General features: G+C 73.0%; 13 protein-coding genes. 6 read left to right on the top strand and 7 right to left on the bottom strand.

What is annotated here, in order from left to right; genetic code table 11:
- Positions 1 to 133 precede the first annotated feature (133 nt).
- A complete protein-coding gene (locus AB0947_RS38535; protein ID WP_366755049.1) occupies positions 134 to 1,042 on the bottom strand; it encodes a GNAT family N-acetyltransferase in 909 nt (302 codons plus the stop codon).
- A 261-nt stretch (positions 1,043 to 1,303) separates the two neighbouring features.
- On the opposite strand from AB0947_RS38535, the gene AB0947_RS38540 reads away from it, so the two are divergent.
- Positions 1,304 to 2,410, top strand: a complete 1,107-nt coding sequence (locus AB0947_RS38540) for a PP2C family protein-serine/threonine phosphatase (protein WP_366755050.1) — start codon at positions 1,304 to 1,306, stop codon at positions 2,408 to 2,410.
- 18 nt (positions 2,411 to 2,428) lie between these two features.
- Here the strand turns inward: AB0947_RS38540 and AB0947_RS38545 are convergent, their stop codons facing one another.
- Together AB0947_RS38545 and AB0947_RS38550 are read right to left on the bottom strand one after the other, a co-directional pair.
- On the bottom strand, positions 2,429 to 2,869 hold the full coding sequence (locus AB0947_RS38545) for an Lrp/AsnC family transcriptional regulator (protein WP_171160272.1): 441 nt from the start codon (positions 2,867 to 2,869) through the stop codon (positions 2,429 to 2,431).
- Between the two features lie 27 nt (positions 2,870 to 2,896).
- Positions 2,897 to 4,246 carry a transaminase gene (locus tag AB0947_RS38550; protein ID WP_366755051.1) on the bottom strand — a complete coding sequence of 450 codons (1,350 nt, stop codon included), beginning with the start codon at positions 4,244 to 4,246 and terminating at the stop codon, positions 2,897 to 2,899.
- Positions 4,247 to 4,587: 341 nt separating this feature from the next.
- Between AB0947_RS38550 and AB0947_RS38555 the strand changes: the two genes are divergently transcribed.
- The gene (locus AB0947_RS38555) at positions 4,588 to 5,061 is read left to right on the top strand and encodes a hypothetical protein (protein WP_366755052.1); all 474 of its coding nucleotides are present in this window, start codon (positions 4,588 to 4,590) and stop codon (positions 5,059 to 5,061) included.
- A 4-nt stretch (positions 5,062 to 5,065) separates the two neighbouring features.
- Here AB0947_RS38555 and AB0947_RS38560 read toward each other — a convergent pair whose 3' ends face one another.
- From AB0947_RS38560 to AB0947_RS38570, 3 genes are all read right to left on the bottom strand, one after another.
- A complete protein-coding gene (locus tag AB0947_RS38560) occupies positions 5,066 to 5,275 on the bottom strand; it encodes a hypothetical protein (protein ID WP_366755053.1) in 210 nt (69 codons plus the stop codon).
- Between the two features lie 1,617 nt (positions 5,276 to 6,892).
- On the bottom strand, positions 6,893 to 8,503 hold the full coding sequence (locus AB0947_RS38565) for an MFS transporter (protein ID WP_366755054.1): 1,611 nt from the start codon (positions 8,501 to 8,503) through the stop codon (positions 6,893 to 6,895).
- 146 nt (positions 8,504 to 8,649) lie between these two features.
- The gene (locus AB0947_RS38570; RefSeq protein WP_366755055.1) at positions 8,650 to 9,132 is read right to left on the bottom strand and encodes a MarR family winged helix-turn-helix transcriptional regulator; all 483 of its coding nucleotides are present in this window, start codon (positions 9,130 to 9,132) and stop codon (positions 8,650 to 8,652) included.
- 94 nt (positions 9,133 to 9,226) lie between these two features.
- Between AB0947_RS38570 and AB0947_RS38575 the strand changes: the two genes are divergently transcribed.
- The 3 genes from AB0947_RS38575 to AB0947_RS38585 all read left to right on the top strand — a co-directional run bounded on the left by AB0947_RS38575 (position 9,227) and on the right by AB0947_RS38585 (position 12,332).
- Entirely contained in the window at positions 9,227 to 9,847 is a 621-nt protein-coding gene (locus tag AB0947_RS38575; RefSeq protein WP_366755056.1) for an L-threonylcarbamoyladenylate synthase, read from the top strand.
- A gap of 344 nt (positions 9,848 to 10,191) precedes the next feature.
- A complete protein-coding gene (locus tag AB0947_RS38580; RefSeq protein ID WP_366755057.1) occupies positions 10,192 to 10,947 on the top strand; it encodes a dienelactone hydrolase family protein in 756 nt (251 codons plus the stop codon).
- Between the two features lie 170 nt (positions 10,948 to 11,117).
- Complete coding sequence (locus tag AB0947_RS38585) at positions 11,118 to 12,332, top strand: glycoside hydrolase family 64 protein (protein ID WP_366755058.1); 1,215 nt, start codon at positions 11,118 to 11,120, stop codon at positions 12,330 to 12,332.
- A gap of 59 nt (positions 12,333 to 12,391) precedes the next feature.
- On the opposite strand, the gene AB0947_RS38590 is transcribed toward AB0947_RS38585, so the two are convergent.
- Positions 12,392 to 14,794, bottom strand: coding sequence for a M4 family metallopeptidase (locus tag AB0947_RS38590; protein WP_366755059.1), 2,403 nt, complete (start codon positions 14,792 to 14,794; stop codon positions 12,392 to 12,394).
- A gap of 155 nt (positions 14,795 to 14,949) precedes the next feature.
- Here AB0947_RS38590 and AB0947_RS38595 point away from each other — a divergent pair, with 155 nt between their 5' ends.
- The gene (locus AB0947_RS38595; protein WP_366755060.1) at positions 14,950 to 15,096 is read left to right on the top strand and encodes a hypothetical protein; all 147 of its coding nucleotides are present in this window, start codon (positions 14,950 to 14,952) and stop codon (positions 15,094 to 15,096) included.
- Positions 15,097 to 15,330 lie beyond the last annotated feature (234 nt).

Genomic DNA, 15,330 nt, shown 5'->3' on the forward strand with positions numbered 1-15,330 from the left:
CTGCGGACCGTGCCGATGCCGCCTGTGCCCTTGATGAGGGTTTGGGTACGGGCGAGGGGCCCCGCCGCCCCGGGGGGGGGGGGCGGGGCCGGCCCCCGCCCCCGGCGCCGCGGGTCACCGCGCGCTCAGCGCGTCACCCGGCCGCCGCCTCGTGGTCGGTCCAGTAGTTGACGCGTTCCCGTACGACGGGATAGCCGGCCTTGGTGAAGTGCGCGGCCATCGGGACGTTGCCCTGGTCGGTGGCGGCCGCGATGAACTCGGCGCCCTGTCCGACCAGGAAGTGGGTGCACTCGGCGAGCAGGTCGTAGGCGTAGCCGTGGCCCCGGTGCTCCGGTACGACGCCGACGAAGGCGACGCACGGCCCGCCGGGGTTGCGCGCCGGGATGTGGATGCCGACCGGGTCGCCCTCCGGGGTGCGCGCGATCTGCCACCACTCGCGCGGTGACGGGAACCAGCGCAGGATCTCCAGGTCCTCCCGCGCCGCCTGGTCCACGCCTCCCTGCTCGATGGCCCGGCGGGCGTGGGCGTCGAGCGTGCCGGAGGCGATGCGGCGCAGCAGGCCGAGGAACACGTCGTCGTCCGGTTCGGCGGTGAACAGCAGCCGGCCGGGCCGCTCGGGCAGTCCCCGGTCCGGGGTCCAGCGGTACAGGAAGCGCTGCACCAGGGGGGTGTAGCCGGCCTGGCGGGCGGCATCCTCCCGGACGGCCACCGCGTCCCGGCGCAGCGGGTCGTCGCGCCAGCCGGTGGGCAGGTCGAGTTCGAGTTCGGGTGTCTGCCAGGGTGCCGTCCGCAGCAGCTCGGCGCCCGCCTCCTCCTCGCCCTCGGCGACGTCGAACCAGTTGATCACGAGCGGCTCGGGGTCCTCGGGGCGGCCCCACCAGGCGGCGCGCGCCACGGTGCGGCCGTCACGCAGGGCGATGCGCTGCCAGTCGGGGCGGTAGCGGGTGTCGCGGTGCTTGTCGCTCAGCGCGAGCGGGTCGGGCATGGTGCGGAAAAGGTGCGCGCTGCTCTCGTCGAGCGTGCGTATGACCAGGTCGGTCAAGGAATCCTCCGGGATGCGTACGGTGTGCGCGCTCCCGGTCTGCTCAGACGTGACACGCCCGCGGCACGGGGAGGGGGGAGCGCTGGATGGTGGTGATCCACATGACACTCGCCTCCTTCGTCCGTCCGTCCCGGGCGTGGTGATCACAGGTTAGGGGTTCGGCCGACCGGGGTCCACCGTTTTCCCGAGGGCTGTTTCCGCACCGCGTCCGGCGGGTCTCCCGTGCCGCGCGGTACGCCGGGAGCGGCGTAACTTGGGGATGTGGATTCGGTGCGCGGCCGGTCGTCGCGCGGGGACCGGGAGGACCGCGGGTGGCTGCGGGGCGCGCCGCCGCCGTGGTGGATCCGGGTGCTGCCCGTGCTGCTGCTCGCGGCCGTCGGCTCGGCCACGATGGTCACGTCGCACGCGCGCGACCTCGGCTTCCTGCTGGGCGCCATCCCGCCGCTTGCGGTCCTGTCCTACGGCCCGCTGATGACCGGTCTGCTCGGTGTGGGCGCGATCGTGGTGCTGAACCTCCCCGCCACCCATCTGAACCTCCCCGGCAACACGGACGTGCTCACCATCGCGTTCGTGGCCGCGCTGAGCGTGTTCGTGTCCTATGTGCGCAGCCACCGGGACGCCCAGCTCGACACCGAGCGGGCGATCGGCGAGGCGGTGCAGCGGGCCGTGCTGCCGCCGCTGCCGGACCGGGTCGGGCGGGTGGGGTGCGCGTCCTTCTACCGGGCCGCGCAGGACGGGACGCTGGTGGGCGGCGACTTCTTCGACGTGCGCGAGGGGCCGTACGGCGTGCGCGCGGTGATGGGTGACGTGCGGGGGCACGGGCTGGCGGCGGTCGCGACGGTGGTGTCGCTGCTCGGGGCCTTCCGGGAGGCCGCCCTGGACCAGCCGGACCTGGAGTCGGTGGCCGCCCGGCTGGACCGCCGGCTCGCGGTGGACTCGGCGGGCGTCCGGGACGGGGAGCTGTTCGCGACGGCCCTGCTGCTGGAGTTCGCGGCGGACACGGCCGCGGTCCGGCTGGTGGCCTGCGGTCATCCGGTGCCGGTACTGCTGCACGAGGGACAGGCCCGGGAGGTGACCGCCGCGCCCGGTCCGCCGCTCGGCATCGGGCTGATGGGGGTCGATCCGCCGAAGGAGACCACCGTGGCGCTCGGACCGGGCGACCGGCTGTTCCTGGCCTCCGACGGCGTGGGGGAGGCACGGGACGGCAACGGCGCCTTCTACCCGCTGCCGGAGCGGCTGGCCGCCCTGTCCGGCGTCCCGTCCGCCGAGCTGCCCGGCGCGGTGTGGGCGGACCTGGCCCGGCGGCGCTACGCGGTCCGCGACGACGTCACCATGCTGGTGCTGACGCCCGGGCCGTCCGCCGACTGACCCCGTCGTCCCCGCCGGTCAGCCCACGTCCCACAGGAAGCGGTGGGTGTGGATGCCGAAGTACGGGAAGGACCGGACCTCGCGGACCCCCTCGATGGGGCGCACCACGTCGTTGACGAAGTCGAGCAGCGCCTTCGGGCCGGGTGCGACCACCTCGGCGAAGAGGTCGAAGCCACCCGAGGTGAGCACCGAGTAGACGACCTCGGGGCGCTCGGCGAGGGTGTCGGCGACGGTCCGGGGGTCGCCGTCGACGCCGATGCCGAGCAGGGCCATGGCCTGTCCGCCCATGGCCATGGGGTCGGTGACGCCGACCACCTGGACCGCCTTGGAGTCCAGCAGCCGCTGGAGCCGCTGCCGGGCCGCCGACGCGGACAGCCCGACCTTGGGGCCGAGGTCGGCGTAGGCGATACGGCCGTCGGTCTGCAGCTCGCGCAGGATGGCCCGGTCGATCTCGTCCATGTCCTTCATCCCGTCCGGCTCCCCGCCTCAGCCGGCCAGTTCGGCGAGCGCGGCGGCGAACACCTCGGTGTGGGTGTCGACGTCCTGTTCGGTGGTGTCCGGGCACATCAGCGCCATGTTGTGGAACGGGGTCAGCAGGATGCCCCGGTTGGCGAGGTAGAGGTGCAGGTAGTCCTCCAGCTCCGGGTCGGAGGCCGCCGCGGACTCGGTGCCGGTGCGCGGGGCCGGGGAGGTGAAGCGGTACTCGGTACGGGCGCCCAGCCGGCTGACCGACCAGGGCAGCCGGTGGGCCTCGATGCCCGCCCGGACGCCCGCCTCGAAGCGCTCGGCGAGGCTCGCCATCCGGGCGAACGCCTCGTCGGTCAGCACGTGCTCCAGGGTGGCGCGGGTGGCCGCGACCGACAGCGCGTTGCCCGCGAGGGTGCCGCCGACGCCGCCCATGTCGACGAGATCGAGGTCGGTGCGGCCGAGCAGCCGGTCGGCGAGCTCGGCGGAGAGGCCGTAGGCGCCGGCCGGGATGCCGCCGCCGATCGCCTTGCCGATGGTGAGCAGGTCGGGCTCCAGGTCCCAGGCGGCCGTGCAGCCGCCGGGCCCGGCGGAGAAGGTGTGCGTCTCGTCGTTGATGAGCAGGGCGCCGTAGCGCCGGGTCAGCTCGCGGACGCCGGTGAGGTAGCCGGGTTCGGGCAGCACGATGCCGATGTTGGTGAGGGCGGGCTCCATCAGTACGGCGGCGACGTCGCCGTGCGCCAGCTCCCGCTCCAGCCCGGCGAGGTCGTTGAACTCGGCGACCCTGCTGGTCAGCGTCACGTCGCAGGGCGCGCCGACGTTGCCGGGGCGGGCGGTGCCGGTGCCGTCCGGGCCGGTGACGATCAGCGACTCGTCCACGCTGCCGTGGTAGCAGTAGCTGTTGACGAGGATCTTCGGCCGGCCGGTGACGGCACGGGCGAGCCGGATCGCCCAGCGGTTGGCGTCGGTGGCGGTGAGCGAGAAGCTCCAGCGGGCCAGGCCGAAGCGGCGGGTCAGTTCTGCCCCGACCCACTCGGCGTCCTCGGTGGGCAGCATGGCGGTGGCCCCGCCCAGTTCGGCGTACCGGCGGTGCATCGCCTCGGTGACGGGGGCGGGTGAGTGGCCGGCCATCGCGCCGGTGTCACCGAGGCAGAAGTCGATGTACGCGTGACCGTCGACGTCGGTGACCCGGGCGCCGCGCGCCCCCGCCAGGTAGCGCGGGAAGGCACCGGCGGTCTTGTTCATCCAGGTCATCGGCACCCGGCCGAAGAGGTGGTCGGCGCGCGCGTACGCCGCCCGGGAGCGCGGGTTGCGGCGTTCGGCCTCGGCGCTCTCGCGGGCCATAAGGGCGGGCAGACGCGTGCGGTCCATGGGACACCTCGACAGAGACGGGAAGGGAATGCCGTGAGCGTACGACGGAAACGATGCGTAGCTCAAGGTCTGACGCTCGAATCGATTGTCATCACACTCGAAACAAGCGTTCCGAGCGTGCTCCCTCCCTCGGACGAGTGACGCATCCCCGTGCTCCGACTGACGAACCAGCGCACGGAGTTCGAACGTCCCGCCTCAAACGCCAGGGCACGCCACCCCTTCCGCCACATAGAAATATCTACAACCATGCATATGCCGGGTTGGCGTGCGGACGCGCGAACTGCCCGGAAACGGCCGTTCCCTGCGCCCGGGCAGGCGAGCGAGGACACCCGGAGCAGTGCATGACGAACACGATGTGGACGCGGGGCGTGGAGTGGCTGGCGGCGGCGTCGGCCGACCCGCGCGCCTGCAAATGGAAATGGGACCACGGCGAGGGCGTCGCACTGCTGGAGGCGGGCCGTTTCTGGGACGTGCTGAGCGTCCCCGACCGGCTGGGACTGCTCGCCCTGGACCTGCTGTGGCGGCCCGGCCTGCCGGTGCCGGGCCCGACGCTGGTGGACACGACGGCGGGCAGGGTGGGGTTCTTCCTGCCGCCGGACCCGGCCGGCGGCTGGATCGGCGCCGGGCTGCGGTACGCGACCAGGGGCTCCTGGGTCACCGTGCCGCCGCCCTACCGGCCGGCGCGCTCCCTGGAGTGGCTCGTGCCGCCCGACGGCACCGGCACGCTGCACGCGCCCGGCGCCCTGGAGGAGGCGCTGCGACAGGCCAACGGCACGCTGGCGGTGCTCGCCCCGCTGTGCGCGCCGTACCGGTGACGGTTCACAGGTGCCTGGCCTCGCGCCGGGCGCCGCGGGTGCGGCCGGAGAGGGCGGCCCACAGCGCGTCCGGCTCGGCGGGGACGGTCCGCCCCTGCGCCCGCCACTCCGCGACGAGCCCGGCGTAGATCGGCTCCCCGGTACGGTCCATCTGGCGCAGCCGGCGGATCCGGTCCATGCGCTCCATCCGGTCCATCCAGTCCAAGCGGTCCATGCCGGGGCAACGCCCGGGACCCGCCACCGGTACGCCCCGGACCGCGCGCTCACCGGGTCGGGTGACTCCATCGCCCGAACGAGACGTTCCACCCGTCGGACAAGCATTACGTCGGGTCGGGAGCCTCCCGGGCTCGGGCCGGGGGGCGTGCCGGGCGCTCCTGTGCTGGGCCGGTCCGGGCTCCGACGTCCGCCCCGCGCACGGTCGCCTCCCACGTGCCGAGGCGGGAACGCTGTACGTGCCCCTCACGGCGGGACCCGCCCCGGCCGCCGTACCGGCCGCGTCCGTCGCCGTCCGGTACGGCCCGTCCGGCCCATCGATCCCGTCGGCCCCGGAGCCGGACCTCCGCACCCTCTCCCCCGCCGTGACGCGCCGGCTGGACGTGACCGTACGGTCAGTTCCCCGCGAGCCGAGGCCCCTGAGGCCCCGGAGGTCGACGGTCCGCGGGCCGGTGCCGGCGGGCATGGCTCCGCCGGCGGCCTGGGGGGGGTGGCCGCCGGCGGAGACGCCGCGCCCCGGGCGGGGGGAAGGCCCTGGGCGACTAAGAAGCCGGTTGCCCTGGAACCCGGGACGTACGCACACGAGTTCCGGCTCATTCCCAACGGGAACCGGAAACGGGGGGGACGGCTGGCGGTGCCGCCCGGCGCCGGTCCTCCGCGACCTGCGCGCTTACGGCCCACACGCCCGGCTCTTCGCCCCTGCGCTGCGCCCGAGGCGGGAGAGCCCCGGGCGGACAGCCGCCGCCGGGGCGGGTGGAGTGCCGACCGGGCCCATCGTGCCGGGCAGGCCGGCCGGCCAGGCCGACAGAACGACAAATCGGGGCCGCCAGTGGGTGCGGTCGGCCTGGCCGGCCGGTCGGGGGTTGGGCTGGTTGGGCTGGCCTGGCCGGTGGGCTCGTCTGGCTGGTCGGCCGGTCGGGCCCGGCGGGCCGGTCAGGGCGGTCGAGCCGGGCGGGCTGATCGGGCCGGGCGGACCGGTCGGGCTGGTCGAGCCGGTTGGGCCAGGCGGGTCAGTCAGGCCGGTCTAGCCGGTCTAGCCGGTCTAGCCAATCGATCCAATGAGCCGGTCGGACCAAGCGGATCAGGCGAGCCGGTCGCCTGGTCGGACCGGGCGAACCGGTCAGGCCCTGGTCGAGCCGGTCAGGCCAATCGAGCCAATGAGCCGGTCGGACCGGGCGGACCGGGCGGACCGGGCGAGCTGGTCGGCCGGTCAGACGGATCGGGCCGGTCGAGCCTGTCGGCCGGTCGGACTGATCGGGCCGGTCGAGCCTGTCGGCCGGTCGGACTGATCGGGCCGGGCGGACCGGGCAGACTGATCGGCTGCTCAAGCCGGTCGGGTCGGTCAGACCAGTCGAGCCAGTCGAGCCAATCGAGCCAATCGGACCGGTCAGGCCCGGCAGGCCGATCCGGCTGGTCGGGCCAGTCGGCCGAGCAGACCGGTCGGGCCCAGCGGACCGATCGGGCCCAGCGGACCGGTCAGGCCCAGCGGGCCGATCAGGGGCTGCGGGCCGATCAGGGGCTGCGGCGGCGGGGGCGCGTCCGCCGGGCAAGCGGTGCTCGTGAGCAGGCGCCGCGCGCCGTCGCGTTCGCGGCCCCTCGTCGCCGTACCGTCCGTCCCTCACTCCGCCTCGGCGGTCCTCCCGCGGCTCATCGCGGCCGCCGCCAGGAGTGCGCCCAGGACGCAGAGGGTGCCGGTGAGGGCCGCGGCGGTGTGCAGGCCGTTCAGGAAGGCCCGTGCGCTGGCCTCGGTCACGGCCGCCCGGAGGGGCTTCGGCATGGTGCCGGAGACGGGGGCGACCCCCATCGCCACCGCGTCCTTGGCCTCGGCCAGCTTCCCGGCCAGGGTCTGCGGCACGCCCGCGCCGGTCAGCTCGGTCCGCAGCGTGGTGCCGACGCGGGCGCTGATGACGGAGACCAGCACGGACGTGCCGAGGGCGCCGCCGATCTGCAGGGTGGTGGCCTGGAGTCCGCCGGCCACACCGCCGTCCCGTACGGGCGCGTTGCCGACGATCGCGTCGGAGGAGGCGGACAGCACCATGCCGACGCCGAGGCCGAGCGCGACGAACGGCGGCCACATGGTGGCGTACGGGGAGTCGCCGGACCAGCTGAGCATGGTGAAGCAGGCCGCCGCCTGGAGCACCATGCCGAGCGGCATGCAGAAGCGGGCGCCGAAGCGCCCGGTCAGGGCGGCGCCGAGCGGGGAGGCGACGAGCGAGGCGAGGCTCAGCGGCAGGGTGCGGACCCCTGCCTGGACGGGCGTCAGGCCACGCACGTTCTGCAGGTGGAGCATGACGAAGAAGATCACGCCCAGCATGACGAAGAAGTTCAGGGCGGTGATGACCGTGCCCACCGTCAGGTCGCGGCTGCGGAAGAGCCGCATCGGCAGCAGCGGGTGCTCGACACGCGTCTCGTGGCGGCCGAAGACGACGAGGAGGAGCAGGCCGGCGAGGATCGCGCCCCACGTCCCGGCGGACGCCCAGCCCCACGTCTCGCCCTTGACGACACCGAAGACGACGCTCAGCAGGCCGAGCGTGAGCAGGACGACCCCGGTGACGTCGAAGCGGTGGTGTCCGGTCGCGTTCCTCGACTGCGGAAGCACGAACGCGCTGAAGGCACAGGCGAGTACGCCGATGGGCAGGTTGATGTAGAACACCGACTCCCAGCTGACGTGCTCCACCAGCAGGCCGCCCACGATCGGGCCGAGCGCCGTGGAGACGGCGGAGACCATCGCCCAGATGCCCACCGCCATACCGAACCTGCGCGGCGGGAACACCGCCCGCAGCAGGCCGAGGGTGTTGGGCATGAGCAGGCCGCCGAAGACTCCCTGGAGCGCGCGGAAGGCGACGACCCCGGTGATGGAGCCGGACAGGCCGATGGCGACGGAGGAGAGCGCGAATCCGGCGACGCCGGCGAGGTAGAAGGTGCGCCGGCCGAACCGGTCGCCGAGCTTGCCGCCGAGGATCAGGGTGGCGGCGAGGGCGAGCAGGTAGGCGTTGGTCACCCACTGCAACTGGGCGGTGGACGCGTGCAGTTCGCGGCCGATCTCGGGGTTGGCGATCGCGACGACGGATCCGTCGAGCTGGACCATGAACAGGCCGAACGCGACCGCGCAGAGGGTGAGCCAGGGGTTGGCGCGCCGCCGGGCGGCGGCGGTGACCGGCGCCGTGGGCGATCCGGAGGAGGCCGGCGACGCGGGCACGGCGGAGTGATCCACGGAGGTGGACGGCATGGAGAAGCCTCGTCTGGTACGGGGATGCGGAAAGGGATGCGTGACGGAGGGGAACGCCCGCGCCGGCCCGCGCCCCCGGCCGGCGACGGCACGCACGGGCGCCGGCCGGACAGGGGGCTACAGCGGCCGGACAAGGGGGCTGCGGCTCAGTGGGCGGCGGAGCGGAGCCCGCGCGTCAGCGACTGCAGGGCGCCGAGGGCCGAGCCGAGGGCGTCCATCTCGCCCTCGGTCAGCGACAGCAGGGCCTCCGTGAGGTGGGAGACCTGCAGGGCGCGCACCTCACCGAGGCGCCGCCGGGCCACCGCCGTCGGATGCAGACGGACGACGCGCTTGTCGGCGCTGTCCTGCCGGCGCTCCAACAGCCCCTGCTCGGTCAGCTGGGAGACCAGCGCGCTGACGTTGTTGGGCTTCATCAGCAGGGCGTCGGCGGCCTCGCGGACCGTGGCGCCCTCGTGCTCGGCGACGTGGCGGAGCAGATTGAGGTGGCCCTCGGGCGGCTTGGGGAGGGCGTAGTCGCGGGCGACCAGCCGGTCCAGGGCCCGGTGCAGCGCGGGCAGGGCGTCGGCGAGCGCCGGGGCGACGCTGTCGACGTCCCGCTGGGGGGCGCTGGATCCGGGCGGGGAGGACACGACCGCAACGATAGGTATGAGGTCATACCCATGTCAAACAGGTATGAGATCATAGGTATCCGTCCGGCGCCCCGGGACGGCATAAGCTCAGCAGATGGCGAAGTACTTCGACGTGCACCCCGAGAACCCGCAGCCGCGCAGCATCGGCCAGGTCGCCGACGCGGTCCGTTCGGGGGCGCTCATCGCATACCCGACCGACTCCTGTTACGCGCTCGGCTGCCGGCTGGGCAGCCGGGACGGCACGGACCGGATCCGTTCCATCCGCCGGCTGGACCACCGGCACCACTTCACCCTGATGTGCCGGGACTTCGCGCAGCTCGGCCAGTTCGTCCGGGTCGACAACGACGTGTTCCGGGCCGTGAAGGCGTCGACACCGGGCAGCTACACGTTCATCCTGCCGGCCACCCGCGAGGTGCCGCGCATGCTTCAGCACCCGAAGAAGAAGACCGTGGGCGTGCGCATCCCCGACCATGTGGTCACCCAGGCGCTGCTGGCGGAGCTGGGTGAGCCGCTGCTGTCCAGCACGCTGCTGCTGCCGGACGAGGAGGAGCCGCTGACCCAGGGCTGGGAGATCAAGGACCGGCTCGACCACGTGGTGGACGCCGTGGTGGACTCCGGCGACTGCGGCACCGAACCGACGACGGTGGTCGACTTCTCCAGCGGAGAGGCGGAGATCGTCCGACGGGGCGCCGGGGACACCAGCCGCTTCGAGTGAGCGCCCGGGACACCGGGTCCCGCCGGGCGAGCACCCCGGCCGCTCAGCGCGAACGGCACGGAGGCCGCACGGAGGCGGGCGCACACCGACCGCGCACACAGCGCCACCGGTGCCGACCAGCACCGGTACCAGCACCAGCACCAGCACCAGCACCAGCACCAGGCGAGCCCCCCGAGCACCACCCACCGCGCGCAAGTGCCACCGGCCGCGTTTCACCGCCCCGCGCGTGAGCGCCAGGGCACCGGGTGCGCCGGACTGGATCTTGCGTGGCAGCATGGCCGTAGCCGCGGCGCCGGGCGGGCACCCGCCGCCCGCGCCCATCCCCGAGGGAGGGCCTTCTCACCATGACCGATGTCCAGGCGACCGCCGTCGACATCCCCACCGAGGACGGCGTCGCCGACGCCTACCTCGTCCATCCGGCCGACGGCCGGCCCCGTCCGGCCGTCCTCTTCTACCAGGACGCCTACGGTCTGCGGCCGTACCTGCGGTCGATGGCCGACCGGCTCGCCGGTGCCGGATACACGGTGCTGGTGCCGAACGTGTTCTACCGCCTGGGCCGGGCACCGGTCCTTCAGCTGCCCGAGTTCATCGACCCCAGCGCCGACCCGACCCTCTGGGAGCGGCTCGGTCCGATCGTGACCGGACTGACGCCGGACCAGGTCAGGCGGGACGCGGACGCCTACCTGGGGTGGCTGGCCGACAGCCCGGTCGCGGCCGGCGGCCCGGTCGCGCTGACCGGCTACTGCATGGGCGCCCGGCTCGTGCTGTGGACCGCGGGCGCTCACCCGGACCGGGTCGCCGCGGGGGCCGGCTTCCACGGCGGGCGCCTCGCCACCGACGACCCGGACAGCCCCCACCTCCAGGCTCCGGCCATCACCGCCGAGCTCTACTTCGGGCACGCCGACGAGGACCCGTCGCTGCCCCCGGAGCAGGTGGCGCGCTTCGAGGAGGCGCTGACCGCCGCCGGGGTGCGGCACACCTGCGAGGTGTACACCGGCGCCCACCACGGCTACACCCAGGCGGACACCCCGGCCTACGACCGGGAGGCCGACGAGCGGCACTGGGCGGCGCTGCTCGGTCTGCTCGAGCGCACGTTCTGACCTCGTCCCAGGCACGTCCCGACGCCGGACCCGGCGCCCTCCCGACGGCGGGCGCCGGGCCGATCTTGTCCATGTCATTGACATGCACTCGTCTCGGCATGAATCTGAGAGCGCTCTCAAGCAGGTACGGACCAATTCCGTACGACCCCGACCCCACACGGAGGTGGAGAGTGCTCCACAGGTCCATCCGCCGCGCGCTTCCCCGTCGCGCGCTCCCCCTGGCCGCCGCCGCGGCGCTGCTCGGCGGACTGCTCGGCCTCGGCGCACCGCAGCGCGCCGGTGCCGCCGTCCCCGACACCATCCCGCTGAAGATCACGAACAACTCGGGCCGTTCCGAGCCGGTGTACATCTACGACCTCGGCACCCAGCTGTCCTCGGGACGGCAGGGCTGGGCCGACGCGAGCGGCGCCTTCCACGCCTGGCCGGCGGGCGGCAATCCGCCGACCCCCGCACCGGACGCGGCGATACCCGGCCCGGCCGCCGGGCAGTCCACGACCATCCGCATCCCCAAGTTCTCCGGCCGCGTCTACTTCTCGTACGGCCAGAAGCTCGACTTCCGGCTCACCACCGGCGGACTGGTGCAGCCGGCCGTCCAGAACCCGTCCGACCCCAACCGGAACATCCTGTTCAACTGGTCGGAGTACACGCTCGACGACTCCGGGCTGTGGCTCAACAGCACCCAGGTGGACATGTTCTCGGCGCCGTACGCGGTCGGGGTGCAGCGGGCCGACGGCAGCGTCAACAGCACCGGGCACCTGAAGTCCGGCGGCTGGAACGGCTTCTTCAGCACGCTCCGCGCGCAGCCGGGCGGCTGGGCGGGCCTGATCCAGGCCCGTCCCGACGGCACCGTGCTGCGCGCGCTGTCCCCGCTGTACGGGGTGGAGACCGGCGCGCTGCCGGCGAACGCGATGGACGACTACGTGAACCGGGTCTGGCAGAAGTACACGACGTCGACGCTGACCGTCACGCCGTTCGCGGACCAGCCGAACACCAAGTACTACGGCCGTGTCTCCGGGAACGTCATGAACTTCACCAACTCCTCCGGCGCGGTCGTCACCAGCTTCCAGAAGCCCGACGCGGCCAGCATCTTCGGCTGCCACAAGCTGCTGGACGCGCCCAACGACAACGTCCGCGGGCCCATCTCCCGCACGCTGTGCGCCGGTTTCAACCGGTCGACCCTGCTGGTGAACCCCAGCCAGCCGGACACCACGACCGCGAACTTCTACCGGGACGCGGTGACCAACCACTACGCGCGCGCGATCCACGCGCAGACGGCCGACGGGAAGGCGTACGCGTTCGCCTTCGACGACGTCGGCAACCAGGAGTCCCTGGTGCACGACGGCAGCCCGCAGCAGGCGTATCTGACGCTTGATCCGCTGAGCTGACACGCGAGCGGTCCCGCACCCGGACGGCCGGGTGCGGGACCGCTGTCGTCAGTGCGGGATCAGCCGGTCGTCAGGGCCGTGTCGTCCACGACGAAGCTGGTCTGCAGCGAGGAGTCCTCCACGCCGTTGAACTTCAGCGTGACCGTCTGGCCCGCCAGCGAGGACAGGTCGAAGGTCTTCTGGGTGTAGCCGGAGGCCGCGTTGAGGTTCGAGTAGGTCGCGAGTGTCGTCGAACCCGCGGTCACCGTCAGCTTGTCGTACTGGGTGCTGGTGGTGGTCTCGGCGGTGTCGACGTGCAGGTAGAAGGTCAGGGTGGCCTTGCAGCCCGCCGGGATCGTCACCGACTGGGAGACGCTGTCGGTGTGCGAGGAGCCGTACCCGTCCAGCCAGGCCTTGTAGGACCCGCTGTGGGCCGCCTGCCCGCTGTCCGTGGTGATGACGCCGCTGGTCGCGGTCCAGCCGGTGCTGCCCGACTCGAAACCGGGGTTGCTCAGCAGCTGGGTGGAGCTGCAGCCGCCGCCGGTCGCGCTGACCGTCCAGCCGAAGGTGGCGGTGCCGGTCGCGCCGGTGGAGTCCTTCACTGTGACCGTGGTGCTGGAGGTGCCCGCCGTGGTGGGCGTACCCGAGATCAGACCGGTCGAGCTGTTGATCGACAGGCCGGCCGGCAGACCGGAGGCGCTGTACGTCAGGGCGCCGCTGTTGGTGCTGCTCGCCTGGATCTGCAGGCTCACGGCGGTGCCGACGGTGGAGGACTGGCTGCCCGGGTTGGTGACGGTCACCCCGCTGCTCGGCGGGTTGATGTGGCTGCCCACGTTGATGCCGGCGAAGGCGTTGCCCACTCCCGCGTACTGCGTGGAGTTGGTGCCGTACAGCGCGGCGGCGGCGTTGAGGGCGGCGGTGCGGGCGCCGGCGTAGTTGGTGCTGGACGTCATGTACGTCGTCAGCGCCTTGTACCAGATCTTCAGCGCGGCGTCGCGGCCGATGCCGGTGACGGCGACGCCGTCGGAGGTCGGGCTGTTGTAGGTCACGCCGTTGATGACCTTGGTGCCGCTGCCCTCGGACAGCAGGTAGAACATGTGGTTCGCCGGACCGGAGGAGTAGTGCACGTCGAGGTTGCCGACCCCGGAGTACCAGCTGTCCGCCGAACCGCCGTCCTTGCTCGGCTTGTCCATGTAGCGCAGCGGGGTGCCGTTGCCGTTGATGTCTATCTTCTCGCCGATGAGGTAGTCACCGGGGTCGGAGCTGTTGTTGGCGTAGAACTCCACGCCGGTGCCGAAGATGTCGGAGGTCGCCTCGTTCAGGCCGCCGGACTCGCCGCTGTAGTCGAGGCCCGCGGTGTTGGAGGTGACGCCGTGGCTCATCTCGTGGCCGGCCACGTCCAGCGAGGTCAGGGCGTGGGTGTTGCCCGAGCCGTCGCCGTAGGTCATGCAGAAGCAGCTGTCGTCCCAGAACGCGTTGACGTAGCCGCTGCTGTAGTGGACGCGGCTGTAGGCGGCGACGCCGTCGTTGCGGATGCCGCTGCGTCCGAAGGTGTTCTTGTAGAAGTCCCAGGTCTCCTGCGCGCCGTAGGCGGCGTCGGCGCCCGCGGTCTGGGTGTTGGAGCCGGTCCCGTCGCCCCAGACGTCGTCGGCGTCGGTCATCAGGGTGCCGGTGCCGGAGGTGGCCCGGTTGAGGTTGTACGTCTTGTGGCCGCCGCGCGTGGTGTCGTTGAGCTGGTACGTCGATCCCGACAGCGTGGTGTTCAGGGTGACGGTGCCGCTGTACTGGGTGTTGCCGGTGCCGGTCTTGACGGCCTGGTACCGGTACAGCTCCTTGCCGGTGCCGGCGTCGGTGATGACGTGCAGCTGGCTGGGCGTGCCGTCGTCCTGGAAGCCGCCGACCACCGTCTCCCAGGCGAGCTTCGGGGTGCCGCTGCCGGCCCAGATCACCTTGCGGGCGCTGTCGGTGGTGGGCTTCTCGGCGCGCAGGGTCTTCGCGGCCTTCAGGGCCGTGGTCGCGGCGGCGGCCTTGCTGACGGTCGCGGTGGTGGAACGCACCTTGATCGTGCGCTTGTTGTTGAAGGTGGCGCTCACCGTGCCCTTGGCCAGCGAGGCGGGCGGGGTGTGCACGACGAGGTCGCCGCCGAGGACGGGCAGTCCGGCGTACGTGCGCTCGTACCGCGTGTGCAGGGTGCCGTCGTTGTCCTTGACGACGTCCTTGACGACCAGCTTCTCCTGGGCGCCGAGGCCGAGGGTGCGGGCGGTCGTGGAGGTCTGCTGCCGGGCGCTCTTGATCAGCGCCTGGTGCTGGGCCGGGCTGAGCTTCGCCTCCAGGCCGCCGGTGCGCAGCGGGCCGGGGTGGGCGGCGGTCGGTGCGGCGGTGGCCGGGACCGCCTGGAGGCCGACGGCGAGGAAGGCCGCGGTGGAGACCAGGGCGGCTCCTAGCGTGGCCCGCTTGTGGGGAAGGGGTCTGTGGGGACTCACTCGTACTCCTCCTGCTGCGGCCGCGGGTCGGCGGCCGGTGACAGACGGGCAGACGGGTCTGCTGCCCGGGGTGAGCTGAGCTGTGCGGGACCGTGATCCAGGAACGGGTGGGGTGGATCAGCGTGCTGAGGGAGAATGACAGCATTGACCGAGCCATGTCACCCAACGGCGAGTCAATCGAGGGTTTTCCCTATCGCCCCGCGCGCGCGAACCCCATCGCCCGCGGCAGCCGCGCCTCCCCGCGCCGCGTCGTCACCCACCTGGTCCGTGGGGCGGGCAGCCGGCAGTTCCTGGAGGTCTGACGACGACCCGATGGTCCCGGCACACGCCCGGACGCCGCTCTCCTCCTCCCCCGCGAGGGCGGCCGCCTACGTCGACGCCGGCGTCGTACCGGTCACCCGGTGGCACCCGGAACCCGGTCCCCGGCCCGCAGGCCGTCGCGGAACACGCGGGGCACGCGGTCGGACCCACGGTCACCGCGTCGCCCACCGCGAGCAAGGTGCGCGCCGTCCCGCGGAGGGTGGCGTGCCCCGAAC

The organism is Streptomyces sp. NPDC047841 (assembly GCF_040704085.1).
Taxonomy (GTDB): Bacteria; Actinomycetota; Actinomycetes; order Streptomycetales; family Streptomycetaceae; genus Streptomyces; species Streptomyces argyrophylli.